Here is a 15,981-nt window from a genome sequence, read left to right as displayed (position 1 = left end):
ATGGGAATCAATATCGAACAACTTACCCAAACGGCCGTGATGGCTGCAAGGGCAGCAGGGAATAGGATTATGCAGGTGTACCAATCAGCCGATTTCGGATTGGAGTACAAGTCTGATAAGTCACCACTAACCAAAGCGGACAAGGCCGCACATGATGAAATAATAAACCACTTAAAAAACACCGAAATCCCTATTCTGTCAGAAGAAGGAAGGAATATCCCCTATGAAGAACGTGAAAAATGGGAATATTTTTGGATGGTGGACCCCTTAGATGGAACCAAGGAATTTGTAAAGAAAAATGGTGAGTTTACAGTAAATATAGCCTTGATACATAAAAACAAGCCCATAATGGGTGTATTATATGCTCCAGTGCTGGATTGGATGTATTGGGGAAACGGAACTGAAGGCGCATGGAAGCAGGAAGGGCAGCAAGCTCCCTTTGAATTAAAGCTTGATAATAAACATGAGGTAAAAACCATTGTGGTCAGTTTATCCCATCAGAGCGAGGAAACCAAAAAGTTTATGCAAGCTTACCCTAATGCCAATATAATAAACATGGGAAGCTCCCTAAAATTCATGTTGCTGGCAGAAAACAAAGCTCAAATATATCCTCGTTTTGCCCCAACCATGGAATGGGATACCGCAGCCGCACATGGAATCCTTTTATCACTTGGAGCGGATATTTTTAAAATCCCTGAAAATGAAAGCCTGGTGTATAATAAGGAAAATCTCCTGAACCCCTTCTTTATTGCAAGAAATAAATAAGGCCTCATTTGATTAATGAAGGTAAACAAGCAATGACTTTGCCTGACATTGTAAATAGGAAAAAGTATCCATGCGTTAATTCAGGACTATAAATTATTGAAAAGGGTCTAAGGACAAAAGAGACCTAACCAAATTTCTCATAGTAGGATTAAAACCCATTTTTCAAATATTTATAAAAAAATATTCCACTATTTGAAACCTTTTGCCTTAATTAGATGTATATACATTAAATACAATAACAAAAAAATAAAATGAAGCTCGAGGAAGCAATACAGCAGAAGACATTCAAGAGTCCAGTCAATAAAGCGGTGGTAAATCTGCTTTATACACAAAGCTATATTGTAACCAAGCAGGTAAAATTGTTCAAGCCTTTTGGAATATCCCCTGAGCAGTACAATGTATTGCGGATACTTAGAGGACATCATCCAGATCCAATGACAGTATCTTCCATCCAAGACAGGATGCTTAACAAGATGTCCAATGCTTCACGCTTGGTGGAAAAGTTAAAGCAAAAGGGCTTTGTCACCAGAAAAGAATGCCCCAATGACAGAAGGCAGGTAGATATTACAATCACCGATGAAGGATTAGTTTTACTTGATAGACTGGATGAGGAAATCCAAAAACTGAACAATGAAGTAATTCACCTTAGCAATGAAGAGGTCAATATCCTCAATGATCTACTGGACAAATTGAGGGGTTAAAAAAATTTAAAACAATACATGTATATACACACAATGTATCTACTTAAAAAAATAAAATCATAAAACAATAAAAACAAATCAAGTTATGAGTACTACAAAATGGACTATCGACCCAACACATTCAGAAATCAATTTCAAAGCAAAACATTTGGTGATTTCAACAGTAACGGGAAAATTCAAAAAATTTGAAGGGGAAGCAGAAGCGACCACTGAGGACTTTGACGGTGCAAATGTCGGCTTTGCAGCAGATATAGAAAGCATTGACACCAACCAATCCGACAGAGATGCCCATTTGAAATCAGGCGATTTCTTTGATGCTGAGAAATTTCCTCAGCTAAAATTTGCTAACGGCGTCTTGGTTAAAAACGGAGGCGATTACCTTTTAAAGGGAGACCTTACGATTAAGGACACGACCAAGCCGGTTGAATTGTCTGTTGAATTTGGCGGAGTAGCTGAGGACCCATATGGAAATACCAAAGCGGGTTTTGAGCTTGAAGGTAAAATCAGCAGAAAAGAATATGGGCTTACCTGGAACGCTGTTACTGAAGCGGGGAGTGTGGTCGTAGGTGATCAAATCAAGATTCTAGCCAGTATTCAATTGGTAAAAAACTAATCTAAACTAAACACCGCATATATTTTATCTTAGCGATCATGGCACTAGTCATGGTCGCTTTATTTTTGGGCCTTTGTCTTCTTATATTTTCCCCAGAAGTAAATAGGAAAAATAAGGGCTTTTAGCTTCCATTGATTTTTTTCATTGAAGCTTAATTCCTCATCCTTATGTACCGTGATATACATCATAGAAGCCATGATGGCATGCCCAAATAATAGGAGGAATAGCACTGCATATAGGATAAGTTCTTTCATTTTTGAGGGAGGATTAATACCAAACTATTTCCATGATAATTGGTAATTTCTTTATATATTATGATAAGTAGGCCAAGCCTAACTGTTAATTATTTTGAACTGGAAAATAGCACTGCGAATATCCAAAAATAAACCCGATTATGAAAATAGCTTTGATCAAAGAAGGTAAAATTCCTAGTGACAGGCGAGTAGCTTTTAGCCCCCAGCAAGTAAAAACATTGAACGAACAATATGAGGACAAAGCTTTGTTTGTGGTCCAATCCAGCAATATCAGGGCATTTACAGATGAAGAATATAAAGCAGAGGGCATTGAGGTAATCGAAGATGTTTCCGACTGCGATGTGCTCATGGGAGTAAAGGAGGTTCCTATAGAAGAATTGATTGCAGGAAAAACCTATTTTTTCTTTTCACACACCATCAAAGCCCAACCTTATAATCGGACTTTATTGCAAGCGATTCTGAGGAAAAACATCCAATTGGTTGATTATGAAGTCTTGCGCCATGCAGACGATAGGGTAGTAGCTTTTGGCCGTTGGGCAGGCATAGTCGGTGGCTATAATGGATTATGGACTTATGGAAAAAAAACCGGACTATTTGATTTAAAAAGGGCCAAGGACTGTTTTGATCTGGAAGAATTACATAGTGAGCTAAAAAACATTCAATTGCCCCCCATAAAAATGGTCATTACCGGCAATGGACGTGTGGGCAATGGAGTAAAAGAAATATTACTTGTAGCAGGGATCAGGGAAGTCAGCCCAAAAGAACTGATCAACAACTATTATGAAGAGCCTGTCTTTGCACAGTTGGCCATGGAGGACTATAACCGAAGGAAAACTGATGGAGGCTATGATAAGAGTGAATTTTACACCCAGGCTGAGAAATACGAAAGTCACTTTTTCAAATATGCCGAAGCGAGCGAAATATTATTTGCCGCTGCCTATTGGGACCCCAAGGCGCCAAAACTATTTGAAAAGGTTGATTTGCAAAAGGAGGAGTTCAACCTTTCTGTTATAGCTGATATCACCTGTGACATCGACGGTTCTGTACCTACCACTGTAAGGCCTAGCACCATAGCCGATCCTGTATATGACATAGACAGGCTAAATTTAGAGGAACTACCTGCTTTTGGATCTCAGCACAGTATATCGGTGATGGCCATTGACAATCTCCCCTGCGAACTGCCCAGGGATGCTTCGGAGGATTTTGGTGCGCAATTGATGCGTCATGTAGTCCCCGCATTATTGGCCGAAGAAGAACAGGACATCATAGAGGACGCATCCATTACAAAGCATGGGGCATTGACAGAAAAATACAAATATTTAAAAGATTATGTGAAAGAGATCCCATCAGACCATGCTTGATATCAAAAGATATATAGAACACACACTCTTGAGTCCTACTACCACCGACCGACAGATCAATCAGTTAATCCTGCAGGCAAGGGAATATGAATTCCTTGGCGTATGTGTGCCTCCGTTTTGGGTGAAAAAAGTTAAGCGGGAATTGGAGGACAAAAACATTCAAGTCGTAACCGTAGTGGGTTTTCCATTAGGCTACCAAATGACCGAAACCAAAGTTTTCGAAACCGAGAAGGCCATCAAAGATGGTGCGGATGAAATTGATGTAGTCTGGTCCATTTCAGCATTTAAGTCAGGCATGAATTGGCCCAAAATTGAACTGGCAAAGCTTTCAACCATTTGTCATGATCATGGTAAGCTATTAAAGGTCATAATAGAAACGGATTATTTAAACCAACAGGAAATTATTGAAGCCTGTAAAATCGGCAGTGATGCAGGAGTGGATTTTATGAAGACATCTTCTGGATATGCTGGCTCAGGGGCCAAGGAGGAAGACATCCAATTAATGAGAAGCGTGCTCCCAAGTAATGTTGGCATCAAAGCCAGTGGCGGAATAAAAACCTATGAACAGGCCAAATCCATGATTGAAGTTGGTGCTGACCGCATTGGGACAAGCTCAGGAATAGCCATACTCAAGGAGTGGGAAGCAGCAAAATCAATCAAATGAGTTTTCGGAATTCTTTTCCACTTGAATAACCTTTTCATGATCATTAAATTCCAAATTTCTCACATCATCTTCTTTATTGAAGTAGATCAACAAAAATGGAATGACAAAGAAAGCCATCAAGATATAGGCTATACCTATTATTTTCCTCTGTGCAGCCTGTCTACCAAAATAGATGGCCATTTTAACCGGAATATTTCTCAGTGCAGGGAAAGGCAGAAATATTAATGTCCCGAAAAAATTGATCAGGAAATGCACCAAAGCGATAGCTATGGCGGCCTCATTCTTAAACATGGCTGCAATAGCTGCGGTGATAGTTGTGCCTATATTCGCTCCGAGTATAAAGGGAAAGGACTTACCTAAACCAACTTTCTTAGTCGCTACAGCAGGGACCAATAATGAAGTAGTCACGGTACTGGACTGAACCGCTGCAGTAAAAAACATCCCATAGAGAAACCCTCTATAGGGATTTTTAAAGACATGCTTACTTACCTGCTTAAAATCCTTTGAGAGAAAGGTCTTATAAACCGATGAGGACAATAGTTTAATGGATAAAAAAATAAGCAGTACACTTATAATCAATGAAATCACCGGGATATTGATCATATCCACTAGAAAATTGGTCAGTGGCCGGGTGAAAATTACATTATAAGAAAAACGGTTATGTAATATATGCCCATCGCTAAACACATTTATGGACACTGTACTCGCAATTTTACTTAAGAAGCCAAAATAATATTCCAGCGGCAAAAGAATAATCACTGTAATAATATTAAAGATATCATGCAGTACTCCTGCTGATATGGCCTTCCTGAACTCTCCTTTCTTCATGATAAAGGTAAAAGAGACCAAGGTAGAAGTGATGGTCGTACCGATATTTGCCCCCATTACCAAAGGCACCGCCTGCATAATACTGAGATTTCCAGCAGCGACAACCGCTACCACCATAGCAGTTACAGTGCTACTGGACTGAATGAGAGCAGTCATTAAAAGCCCAATAAACAGCCCCACAAAAGGATTATTGGTGGCCATAAATATTTTATTGGCCACTTCATTATTTAGATGGAGCAAAGAAACAGTAAGAAGATCAATAGAGACCATGAAAAGGACCAATGCAATAAATATTTGCATTCCCATAAACAATCGTTTTGAAGATGTTTTTTTCGCTAAGGTCTCTGCCATTTAATTTAATGTCTCCTTCAATAAGGCCTAATTAATCCAATTCACAAAATTAAGTCTAAGCTAAACAGATAATATGAGATAGTATATGAAGCTTATGTTATCAATATCCTGAAACTAGGTGAATTACTGACAATTAGTTCAATATTTTATTCTTGGTTAATAGCTTTTTTATCACAATCGTTTTGTAAAAATAATATTAAAAAGCATATTGTAAAATGTAATGGTAGTTTTATAGGGGTAATGGACGAAGTTAACAATTTGTTAATATTATCTCAATTAAACTTAATTAACTTTGTGGCCAATTCAAAAACCGCCAAAAACAAATCTATGGCTAAGCTTAAAGATCAAAACATCAATCAGGACGCACTTTCTAAAGCGGCCTATTCACTTTTTGATTTTACAAAAAAAGAAAAATCCTTCCTTCTAGTACTCTGTATCCTGGTATCCATTGCGGGTTTCATCACCCAGTATACCTATGCAGCAATGTGGTTTGGTTTCACCTTGGCAGCCTATTCAGCCATTGGTAATGACAGTATTCAGACCATCGGGACTTTTATTGCATCCAATCAAAGAAAGAAATGGTATTGGCTCTGGCTCTTCATGGGCGGGATATTCGTTGCTACTGCCGTTTACAGTTGGGTCAACTATGGAGGAGATGTGAGTTACCAACGACTTTACGTAAAAGGTTTGGACAAAGCTCCTGAGAAATTTGTATTTCTCCAGTTGGCTGCTCCAATAGTCCTTATGGTAATGACCAGAATGAGGATGCCGGTATCTACCACCTTCTTATTGCTGAACGTATTCACATATAAGGCTGGTACGATAGCTGGTGTAGTCCAAAAAAGTTTAATAGGCTATTTACTGGCTTTTGGGATTGCTATTTTCTTCTGGTTTGCCTTGGAGAAATTTGTTAAAAACTACCTAAAAGGCAAGGCCAAAAACTACTGGTACATCCTACAATGGATCACTTCAGGTACACTTTGGTCACTCTGGTTAATGCAGGATGCTGCCAATATTGCCGTATTCTTACCACGAGCACTCAATATATATGAATTTATCGCTTATGCTGGCTTTATTTTCTTTGGCTTAGGGTTTTTATTCTACTTTAAAGGAGATAGAATCCAAGGAATAGTAAATGAAAAGTCAAAAGTTACTGATGTAAGAGCAGCCACAATAGTTGATTTTATCTATTGTATCCTCCTGTTTTATTTCAAAATGTACAGTAAGATGCCAATGAGTACCACTTGGGTATTTATCGGTCTTCTAGGAGGAAGGGAAATAGCTATTGCACTTGCCAAATCAAAGAAGCTGAAAAAGAGAAAAGCAAGATTATACAGGGCCTATAAAATGGCCAGTAATGATATCTTAAAAGCAGGAATTGGCTTAGTGGTCTCCTTGATATTGGCCTTGATCATTAATGAAGGGGTCAGAAAAGAAATATTCGATTTGATTTTCTAAATGAATAAAGCGGCGGAAGCCGCTTTTTTTTTGCCTCATAATTAACCTTTTGTTTCTACAGTAGCTTTTTGGGTTTTGTCACTAAACAAAATTCCCTTAAATTCATTGATCTAAATTATCAATGATGGAATTATATTCCCCAGAGTACTTTATGAATGAGGCCCTCAAACAGGCCAAATTAGCATTTGAAGATAATGAAATACCAGTAGGCGCAGTTATTGTTTGTAGGAACAGGATCATTGCCCGGGCCTATAACCAAACTGAAAAGCTCACAGATGTAACCGCACATGCGGAAGTGCTGGCGATTACTGCTGCTTCAGATGCTTTAGGAGCAAAGTACCTGACAGAATGCGAACTCTATGTCACCTTAGAGCCATGCCTAATGTGTGCCGGAGCAAGCTTTTGGGCACAATTGGGAGGCATCCATTTTGCAGCTTCGGATCCTAAAAGAGGGTTTGGAAGATTATCGGAACAAGTCCTGCATCCTAAAACCAAGGTTTCCAATGGCTTATTAGGGAAAGAAGCCAAATCACTATTGGATGCTTTTTTCAAAAAGTTGAGAAAATAACAGTTAAAGCGTGATAGTAAGAACCATTTTTGATGAATCTTGGTTTGTTGAGTAAGAATTTAAAAGTAGAATTATTATTTAATGTTAAACTATAAAATTTTATAAACAATGGCTTTTGAGTTACCAAAATTACCTTATGATTTTAATGCATTGGAACCAAGTATCGATGCTAAAACAATGGAAATTCACCACGGAAAGCACCACAATGCTTATGTAACTAAATTGAATGATGCCATTGCCGGTACAGACCTTGAAGGTAAAAGCCTTGAAGAGTTGATGAAAGTAGCTGGCTCAAATGCAGCAGTAAGAAATAACGGCGGTGGTCACTATAACCACTCTCTTTTCTGGACTATTCTATCTCCAAATGGTGGAGGAGCTCCTACAGGCGAATTGGCAGCAGCTATCGATGCCAAATTCGGTTCGTTTGATGCGTTCAAAGAAGAATTCAACAAGGCTGCAGCTACTAGATTTGGTTCTGGTTGGGCTTGGTTATGTGTAGATACAAAGAAAGAACTTTGCGTTTGCTCTTCTCCAAATCAGGACAACCCTGTAATGGATGTAGCTGAGTGCCCTGGTACTCCTATCTTGGGATTGGACGTATGGGAACATGCTTATTATTTGAACTACCAGAACAGAAGACCTGATTATATCTCTGCTTTCTGGGATGTAATTAACTGGGAAGAAGTAAGCAAAAGATACGCAGCAGCTAAGTAATTAGCCGCCAAAGGTTAAAATTAGCTGATATAGTCCTCGGTCCTAATTTTGGATCGGGGACTTTTTTTTGTTCGTATACCTCCATATTAACTTTTTCAGCCATTTTGCTAATCGGGATTTGTAATCCCGATTAACAGTAAAAGTGGATTTAAAATCCTCCACTATTTCAGGTTCAGGATTGCAAATCCTAAACAGCCCAAACAACCCACTTCCTCATCCAGATATTGCTCGCCCCGCTTCTTTATCCTTTCCATAAACGTACGGTAAAAGCGTACGATATTGATACAGACCCCCTAAATAAAAACCCATTAAAATGGGTTTTATAGGGATTTTAAAGGGGTTTGCTCCTTTTGGCATTAGATTTTCATAAAGGTGCTTAGAATTTAATGAACCAGCATATTATGAAAATCTTTTACCAAATATCTCTTATTTTATTTGCCTACCTCTTTAGCCCAGGATTGGCATTATCGCAAAAGTTAGGCGCGCTAAGCGGACAGGTGGTAGACATCCAGGGAGAGGAGCTGCCTTTTGCAAATATTTCCTTATTGGATGATGGAACGGGAGAGCTTATTTCCGGAGTAGTATCTGACGATAACGGAAACTTTTCATTAGAGGTAAATTCAGACACAGGCATGGCCGTGCTAAATGTTTCCACTATTGGGTTTAAAACTTATCATTCCGAGCCCTTCAAACTACAGAAGGGAATGAACAAAGATTTCGGAGTAATCCAATTGGAAGAGGAAGCCACTTCTTTGGATGAAGTAGAAGTAAGAAGCAGCCGACCTGAAGTGATCATAGAAGCGGACAGAACAGTAGTTAATATAGAAGGTACAGTCATGGCTGAAGGCAGCAATGCACTGGAGGTATTGGGAAGATCTCCAGGAGTGTATGTAGACGGGGACGGAAATATCAATTTAAATGGCCGCTCGGGAGTAATCGTACTTCTAGACGACCGACAAACCTATATGAGTGCCACCGAATTGGCTGATTTCTTAAGGGCCATGCCTGCGGACAATATCAAAAGCATAGAGGTGATCAATAACCCACCAGCCAAATATGATGCGGAAGGATCTGCAGGAGTGCTTAACATCAAGCTGAAAAAGAACGACTATAATGGCACTAATGGTAGCATCCAAGCAGGCAATTATTATAATGGCCGAAACGCTCCTTTTGCAGGAGCAAGCCTCAATATCAAACGAGGAAAGTGGACCACAAACAGTAGCCTAAATTACAGTTCTTGGGTTCGTGATATCGACTTGAATATAGTCCGTAGGTTCCAATTGGAAGAAGGCGAATCAGTTTTCGATCAAGATGCCCTTTTGGGTCTTGGAGGAAAAAGCATCTATTTCACTGGTGGGGCAGACTACCAGATCAACGATAAACATACTGTTGGAGTAAACCTTCAGGCCTCAGATTATAATGGATATAATAACGGGAATTCATTAACAGATATTACAAGTCCTGAAAATAACGATATCAATCACCTTAGGGCCCTCAATGATGCAGACAATGATAACAGAAGGTTTTTTGGCAATTTCCACTATATAGGAAACTTGGACACCTTGGGAACCAAGCTCAGTGCGGACATTGATTACACAACCGTAGACGGAGGATCTATAAGTTTATTAACGAATGATTATTGGCTAAACGATGATTTTGATGCAGGAACCATGGACAGGATCCTCACCGACAATAAGATGAATTATAATATCTTCACGGCCAAAACAGATTTCACCAAACCTTTGAGCGAAAAGACGAAACTAGAAGCTGGATTAAAGGGAAGCTGGGTGGAATCGGACAATGTCTTGGTAATTTCCAGAAGTGAAGAAGAGGGACCTTTTGAGCCTGACCCCAATAGCAACCATTTTATTTATAATGAAAATGTTTTGGCTGCCTACACATCCGTAAAAGCTCCTCTAAGTGAAAAATTAGATTTTCAAGCAGGCTTAAGATTGGAATATTCTGACATCACAGGCAATTCTATTACCCTAAACGAAATCAATAAACAGGAATACTTAAACTTATTTCCAACGGCCTACCTACAACATAAAATCTCAGACAAATATCAAATAACCTATAATATTAACCGCCGAATCACTAGACCAAATTACAGGTTATTGAACCCATTTGTATTCTATGTGGATCCTTTGACCACAGAGCAGGGAAACCCAAATCTAAAACCTCAATATGCAAATAATTTTGAGATGAGTCATGTCATTAAGGGAGCCTATCAGTTTACCTTGGCTTATTCCAAAACTACCAATGCCTTTGGTCAGGTAATGTCTCAGGATGATGAGACCCGCAAAACAATGCTACAGGTACAGAATTTTGATAAATCAGAAGATTTTGGTTTGAGGATGATGATTCCTGTGGAATTAGCTGAATGGTACAGTACCAGCAATATGGTACAGCTTTCCTATAAGACTTATCAATCCCAATTAGGTGATGATTTCCTGGATGTATCACAGTTTTCCTATAATGCCAGAACCCAGCATAACATCACCCTACCCAAGGGCTTTAAAGTAGAGTTGGTCGGGATGTACATTAGTCCATTCCTGGAAGGACAGCTGGAGGCCAAAGGCTTTGGCTGGGTAGATGCAGGAATTACCAAAACCTTTAAGGATGACAAATTCGCCGTAACGGTAAATGGCAATGACCTTTTCAGAACGGCAGGATTTAGAGGTAAAGTAAACTTCGGAGATATCAATACAGATGTAAAGCAATACAATAGTCAACAATCCATTCGATTGACCTTAAGATGGAAGTTCTCCAGAGGTGAAAACTTCAAGGTTTCCAACAGAAGCGGAAGTACTGAAGAAAGAAACCGCCTTGATTAACCATTTCCCTTTTTAATAAAAAATGAGCGAAACATAATTTATATAAAGACTTTATTTTGGTTTAACAACAAAAAAGTAGCCTCTTCTGGAGGCTATTTTTTTTGTTGCATAAATAAAAACCAGGTTATCTCATAAGCACGGAATACATCATCACGAATGAAGCGAAGTGATCTCGAAGTACTCACATTGTACATATAGGGAGATGGCCTGCCTTCAGACAGGCTTCTCTTCGCTATTGCCACAATCGCAGGGACGTGGATTTTTGAGACAGCCTGACCTGTTAATTTACTTATCGATTTTCTCTTATTTAAAATGATAAAGGAATACCAATTTCCCTGTAAATGCTGGTTTCTTTTGATCTTTGATCTCCAATTTTATTTCCATCTCTGTTTTTACTGTCCCTCGTAAATTGGTGATATTGGCCAATTTGGCATGTAACCTTACCTCACTATCCACCACTACTGGTTGGGCAAAGCGCAAAGATTCAATACCATAATTTACCAACATTTTCAAATTATTCACCTTTACGATCTGTTCCCATAAAAACGGCACTAAAGAAAGTGTCAAGTATCCATGGGCAATGGTATTTCCAAATGCTCCTTCAGCCTTAGCTTTTTCTGGATCAGTATGAATCCACTGATGATCAAGAGTAGCGTCAGCGAATTTATTGATTTGATCTTGGGTAATTTTATGATAGTCAGAAATGCCTAATGGTTGACCGATATATTTTTCGAATTCTTCGAAACTGTTGATTTCAAGTTGACTCATTTGGTATGAATATATAAAGTTTTAAAAAGCGAATATACATAAAAGCCTTTGAATTGGAAATCAGCTGCTTTTGAGCCTTTTCTTTAAAGAATTCGGTGCATAATCTCCTTTTTCGGGTAAAATATATTGATTTACTGAAAAAAAATACTTGTTTTAAGTCTTTATTCGGTTTTTAATTTTAATATTTCACCACATTTAAAAATGATCAACCTTTTTAAATGGGCATTTTTAGCTTGCACATTTTCTTTTTTAACTATTGAAAATGCAGTCTTTGCCCAGAACCAGAAAGATATAACGCTGTTTAATTCTAGCATTGAAAAAAGGCTTGATATTTCCTTGAATAAGGATTATGAAGTACTCCAAACAGTTAAGAAAAAAGTCACCGTCCTAAATAAGGAGGGGTTAAAAGATGGATTAATTACCATTTTCTACAATGATCTAATCTCAATAGAGGATTTCAGTGGGGTAATTAGGGATATATCTTCCGATAAAACCATAGATAAATTAAAATTAAAGGATCTGAATGATATTTCTCTGATAGCAGATTATTCGGTCTTTGAAGATAGCAGGTTAAAATATTATGAATTGAACGCGGGTAAATTCCCTATTGAAATTGAATTTGAATATACGACCAAGAAAAAAGGAAACGTTACATTTCCAACATGGATACCTGAAGGATCTCCCAAGCAACTTGTCAAAAAGGCTGAGCTGAATCTTAATTACCCCGAAAGTTTAGGCATTCGATATTTATCCAAAAACATAGACCAAGAAGTTGAAGTTCAGAAATCCGAGGGAATGGTTTCCCTTCATTGGGAACTTGAAAACCTTTTCACGCTTTCAGAGGACAAGGCAGTTGAAGACAGCATAGCCATGGTAAAAATTGCCCCAAAAGCTTTTTCCATGGAAGGGTATTCATCGAATCTAGAAACCTGGAATGGCTTCGGTAAATGGATTTATCAATTGAATCAGGATAAAGACCAACTACCTCCTGAAGCCAAAACTAAAATAAAAGAACTGACCTCAGGTCTCGAAACTGATATAGAAAAAGTACAAGTACTATATCGCTACCTTCAGGAAAATTATCGCTATGTCAGTATTCAATTGGGGCTTGGTGGACTTATGCCTATGTCTGCTACATCCGTTTATGAGGCTAAATATGGGGACTGTAAAGGTTTGAGCATGTTTATGAATGCTATGCTCAAAGAATCGGGGATCAAATCTTATTATACTTTGGTAAAAGCAGGAAGTGACGAAGAAGATATTGATGTAGAGTTTCCATCCAATCAGTTTAACCATGTGATTTTACAAGTTCCGATAGCCAAGGACACCATTTGGCTTGAGTGCACATCAGGTAGCTTACCAGCTGGTTTTTTGGGGGACTTCACTATAGACAGGCATGTTTTAGTAATCAATGAAGATGGAGGCGAAATAGCAAAAACACCAGATTACCAATCTCCAGTTTATAATCAAATAAAAAATTTTTCAAAAATCGAATTGCTCAATCAGGGAAGTGCCAAGATCCAACAAAACAAAGAAATGACTGGTCTAGCCGCGCAAAAGTACCTGAATGCAAAGCATATGCTTAATGAAAATGAATTACAAAAGCATCTTTACAAAGATCTGGACTTCAGTGGGGCACATATTGAAAATTATAAATTGGATGTAAATACTGAGGAGCTAGTGCCAAAAGCCACCTTTTTCCACGAGTCATATTTGCAGCAATTTTACAAAAGCACCAGTAAACGAATAATCATTCAACCAAAATTTCAGTCCATAGACACCGAGGATCTACAAAACAGAAATATGATTTGGGAGGAAAATATTGAAATTTTTAGTCCCAAGAAAGTCACACTAGAAAGTGGAGAAATTGATATAGATCTTTCAGAGGATTATTTTGATTATAAAAAGCAACAAATTTTTAAAGACAATTTATTAAAAATTGCCAGAGTGGTGAACTTTCACTTCCCCAAGGAAGTGTCGGAAGAAACTATCAGCAACACCCTTAAGCAAATAGAAAAACTAGATGATCAACCTATATTTTTGAAAAAATGAGAAACACAAAACACCACCTGATGGCCTCTTTTATATTAATGGCCATTTTGTTTTTATCATCCGAAAAGGGAATCGCACAGGACTATTCTATTAAATTAGGAAAATATAGTCAAGAAGAGCTGGAAATGACGGAATGTGCTTTCGAACCGGAAGCAACAGCCATTGTTCTGGGAGAACAGGGAATTAGTTTTTTTACCCATGGCAAACTAATCACAGAAGTAAAGAAAAGAATTAAGGTTTTTGACAGTAAAGCCACAGATTATGCAGATATCTCCCTTACCTACTATGCCGGTGACAATAACAAGACTCAAAATATCACAGGGCTTAAAGCTCAAGTAATGAACCTTGTGAACGGGAAGGAAGAAATCACAAAACTGTCTAAAAAAGACTATTTTGAAACAGATTTAGGAAATGGCGTAAAAGAAATCAGATTTACTTTTCCTAATGTAAAAGAGGGATCCATTATAGAATATGAGTATGACCATTATTATGATAATATCACTTTTCTAGATGGTTGGCAATTTCAAAATGAAATACCAACCCTTTTTTCTAAATATGCTATCGATATTCCAGAATATCTAGATTACCGATTTCTAGGTCAAGGTGAGAATTTTGTGGTAGCCAATCAAAATAGAGTACAGAATAACGGCAAAGCTGAATGGACGTTGACAAAGCTTAAATCAACCCGGCCTGAGCCCTATATGAACAATTATGTAGATTATCTGGACAAGATTGAATTTCAATTGGCAGGGTATAAAGATGGTAATAATAATGGCATTTATAAATCTGTCTTAAGTGATTGGCAAAAACTTGCTGATGAGATATATAGCATTGATATTTTTAGATCTTATTTCAGAAATAATGGCACTTTTAAGGATCTTGCTGAAAAGGAAATAGAAGGTGATACGGACAGAGAAAAAGCCGAATTCATTTATCAGATGATCAAAAAGGATTACACACTGAATGATGAACTTAGCTTTATTCCTGATCAAAGCATCAAAAAATTGGTTGAAGAAAAAGTTGGTAGCAAAACAGAATTAAATCTATTATTAATCGCTATGCTTCGAGCAAATGGAATTGAGGCAACTCCTTTATTAATCAGCAGCAAAGGAAATGGGCGATCCTATTTGGTACAATTCCCATTTGTTCGACAGTTTAATAAACTTATAGTCAAGGCTAATATTGAAAGCCAGGAATTTTTCCTCGATGCATCAAATGAATATGTACCGTTCGGTTATTTGCCCTTGGGCTATCATGTAGATGGAGGTTTTCTTATACAGGAAGAAGGAAGTCACCTGACTACAATTAACTTAGAACATAAATCAGGTATTAGCCAAATGGTTGACATCAGCCTTGAAAACGACTCCATAAAATTTGGCCATACCGTGAGGTATATTGATTATGATGCCATTCGTTTTATGGAGCAATATAATGATATAGATGAAGAAAAGCTGGCGGGTATGTTAGAAGAAGAAGATATCCGTGTATTGGATCTTGAGGTTAATGACCTTGAAAGAAAAAATAACCAGATAGAAAGCACCTTTTCGGTAAATATGCCTTTTGAAAAAACTGCAGAATTACTATTGATCAATCCCATCATGATTTCCAGACATGATGAAAATCCCTTCAAGATTGACGAAAGAGTATTTCCTGTAGATTTCAATTATGTATACAGAGATAGTTATATAGCAAATATCCACATTCCAGAAGGCTATGAACTTGATGACTATCCAGAACCAATATCTATGTCCATGCCTGGGGGCTTGGCCAAATTCATGTATATGCCCCAAGAGGACACCAATAATAACATGTTAAGGATCAATATCCGCTATGACTTAAAAAGTAAACTAGTACAAGCTTCAAATTATGCGGAATTAAAGGCTTTTATGGAATATATGGTCAATAAGATCCAGGAACCTGTCGTGCTCAAAAAAATATCTTCATAAACAAACCTACTGAAAAAAGCTGCTTCATCTATATAAAGCAGCTTTTTCCAGTACAAACTTCAAGAAGTCATTCTCTTGAAGTAAATTCTAAAATTTGGCAA

14 protein-coding genes are annotated in these 15,981 nt (G+C 37.8%); 11 read left to right on the top strand and 3 right to left on the bottom strand.

The features are described from left to right. From cysQ to H7U17_RS06870, 3 genes are all read left to right on the top strand, one after another. The gene (gene cysQ / locus H7U17_RS06880; protein ID WP_186755927.1) at window positions 1–765 is read left to right on the top strand and encodes a 3'(2'),5'-bisphosphate nucleotidase CysQ; all 765 of its coding nucleotides are present in this window, start codon (window positions 1–3) and stop codon (window positions 763–765) included. Window positions 766–1,016: 251 nt separating this feature from the next. Beyond that, window positions 1,017–1,466 carry a MarR family winged helix-turn-helix transcriptional regulator gene (locus H7U17_RS06875; RefSeq protein WP_186755926.1) on the top strand — a complete coding sequence of 150 codons (450 nt, stop codon included), beginning with the start codon at window positions 1,017–1,019 and terminating at the stop codon, window positions 1,464–1,466. An 85-nt stretch (window positions 1,467–1,551) separates the two neighbouring features. Further along, window positions 1,552–2,079, top strand: a complete 528-nt coding sequence (locus H7U17_RS06870; RefSeq protein ID WP_186755925.1) for a YceI family protein — start codon at window positions 1,552–1,554, stop codon at window positions 2,077–2,079. A 59-nt stretch (window positions 2,080–2,138) separates the two neighbouring features. On the opposite strand, the gene H7U17_RS06865 is transcribed toward H7U17_RS06870, so the two are convergent. Further along, window positions 2,139–2,333 carry a hypothetical protein gene (locus tag H7U17_RS06865; RefSeq protein WP_186755924.1) on the bottom strand — a complete coding sequence of 65 codons (195 nt, stop codon included), beginning with the start codon at window positions 2,331–2,333 and terminating at the stop codon, window positions 2,139–2,141. A gap of 140 nt (window positions 2,334–2,473) precedes the next feature. Here H7U17_RS06865 and H7U17_RS06860 point away from each other — a divergent pair, with 140 nt between their 5' ends. Both H7U17_RS06860 and deoC read left to right on the top strand, forming a co-directional pair. After that, window positions 2,474–3,694 carry an NAD(P)-dependent oxidoreductase gene (locus H7U17_RS06860; RefSeq protein ID WP_186755923.1) on the top strand — a complete coding sequence of 407 codons (1,221 nt, stop codon included), beginning with the start codon at window positions 2,474–2,476 and terminating at the stop codon, window positions 3,692–3,694. Next, window positions 3,687–4,358, top strand: coding sequence for a deoxyribose-phosphate aldolase (deoC, locus tag H7U17_RS06855; protein WP_186755922.1), 672 nt, complete (start codon window positions 3,687–3,689; stop codon window positions 4,356–4,358). Before H7U17_RS06860 ends, deoC begins: the two co-directional genes overlap by 8 nt. On the opposite strand, the gene H7U17_RS06850 is transcribed toward deoC, so the two are convergent. Then, complete coding sequence (locus tag H7U17_RS06850) at window positions 4,347–5,537, bottom strand: Na/Pi symporter (protein ID WP_186755921.1); 1,191 nt, start codon at window positions 5,535–5,537, stop codon at window positions 4,347–4,349. The genes deoC and H7U17_RS06850 overlap by 12 nt on opposite strands. 327 nt (window positions 5,538–5,864) lie before the next feature. On the opposite strand from H7U17_RS06850, the gene H7U17_RS06845 reads away from it, so the two are divergent. The 4 genes from H7U17_RS06845 (at window position 5,865) to H7U17_RS06830 (ending at window position 11,114) form a co-directional block, all read left to right on the top strand. Then, a complete protein-coding gene (locus H7U17_RS06845; RefSeq protein WP_186755920.1) occupies window positions 5,865–6,995 on the top strand; it encodes a hypothetical protein in 1,131 nt (376 codons plus the stop codon). 124 nt (window positions 6,996–7,119) lie between these two features. Then, on the top strand, window positions 7,120–7,563 hold the full coding sequence (locus tag H7U17_RS06840; RefSeq protein WP_186756165.1) for a nucleoside deaminase: 444 nt from the start codon (window positions 7,120–7,122) through the stop codon (window positions 7,561–7,563). 108 nt (window positions 7,564–7,671) lie between these two features. Further along, entirely contained in the window at window positions 7,672–8,277 is a 606-nt protein-coding gene (locus H7U17_RS06835; protein WP_186755919.1) for a superoxide dismutase, read from the top strand. 401 nt (window positions 8,278–8,678) lie between these two features. Next, on the top strand, window positions 8,679–11,114 hold the full coding sequence (locus tag H7U17_RS06830; protein ID WP_186755918.1) for an outer membrane beta-barrel family protein: 2,436 nt from the start codon (window positions 8,679–8,681) through the stop codon (window positions 11,112–11,114). Window positions 11,115–11,417: 303 nt separating this feature from the next. Here H7U17_RS06830 and H7U17_RS06825 read toward each other — a convergent pair whose 3' ends face one another. Further along, window positions 11,418–11,882 carry a MaoC family dehydratase gene (locus H7U17_RS06825; RefSeq protein ID WP_186755917.1) on the bottom strand — a complete coding sequence of 155 codons (465 nt, stop codon included), beginning with the start codon at window positions 11,880–11,882 and terminating at the stop codon, window positions 11,418–11,420. 201 nt (window positions 11,883–12,083) lie between these two features. Between H7U17_RS06825 and H7U17_RS06820 the strand changes: the two genes are divergently transcribed. Next, a complete protein-coding gene (locus tag H7U17_RS06820; RefSeq protein ID WP_186755916.1) occupies window positions 12,084–13,934 on the top strand; it encodes a DUF3857 domain-containing transglutaminase family protein in 1,851 nt (616 codons plus the stop codon). Next, a complete protein-coding gene (locus H7U17_RS06815; RefSeq protein ID WP_186755915.1) occupies window positions 13,931–15,880 on the top strand; it encodes a DUF3857 and transglutaminase domain-containing protein in 1,950 nt (649 codons plus the stop codon). Before H7U17_RS06820 ends, H7U17_RS06815 begins: the two co-directional genes overlap by 4 nt. Window positions 15,881–15,981: the final 101 nt, after the last annotated feature.

Source organism: Echinicola salinicaeni (assembly GCF_014280965.1).
GTDB lineage: Bacteria > Bacteroidota > Bacteroidia > Cytophagales > Cyclobacteriaceae > Echinicola > Echinicola salinicaeni.
This window is presented reverse-complemented; position numbering and strand designations above follow the sequence as displayed.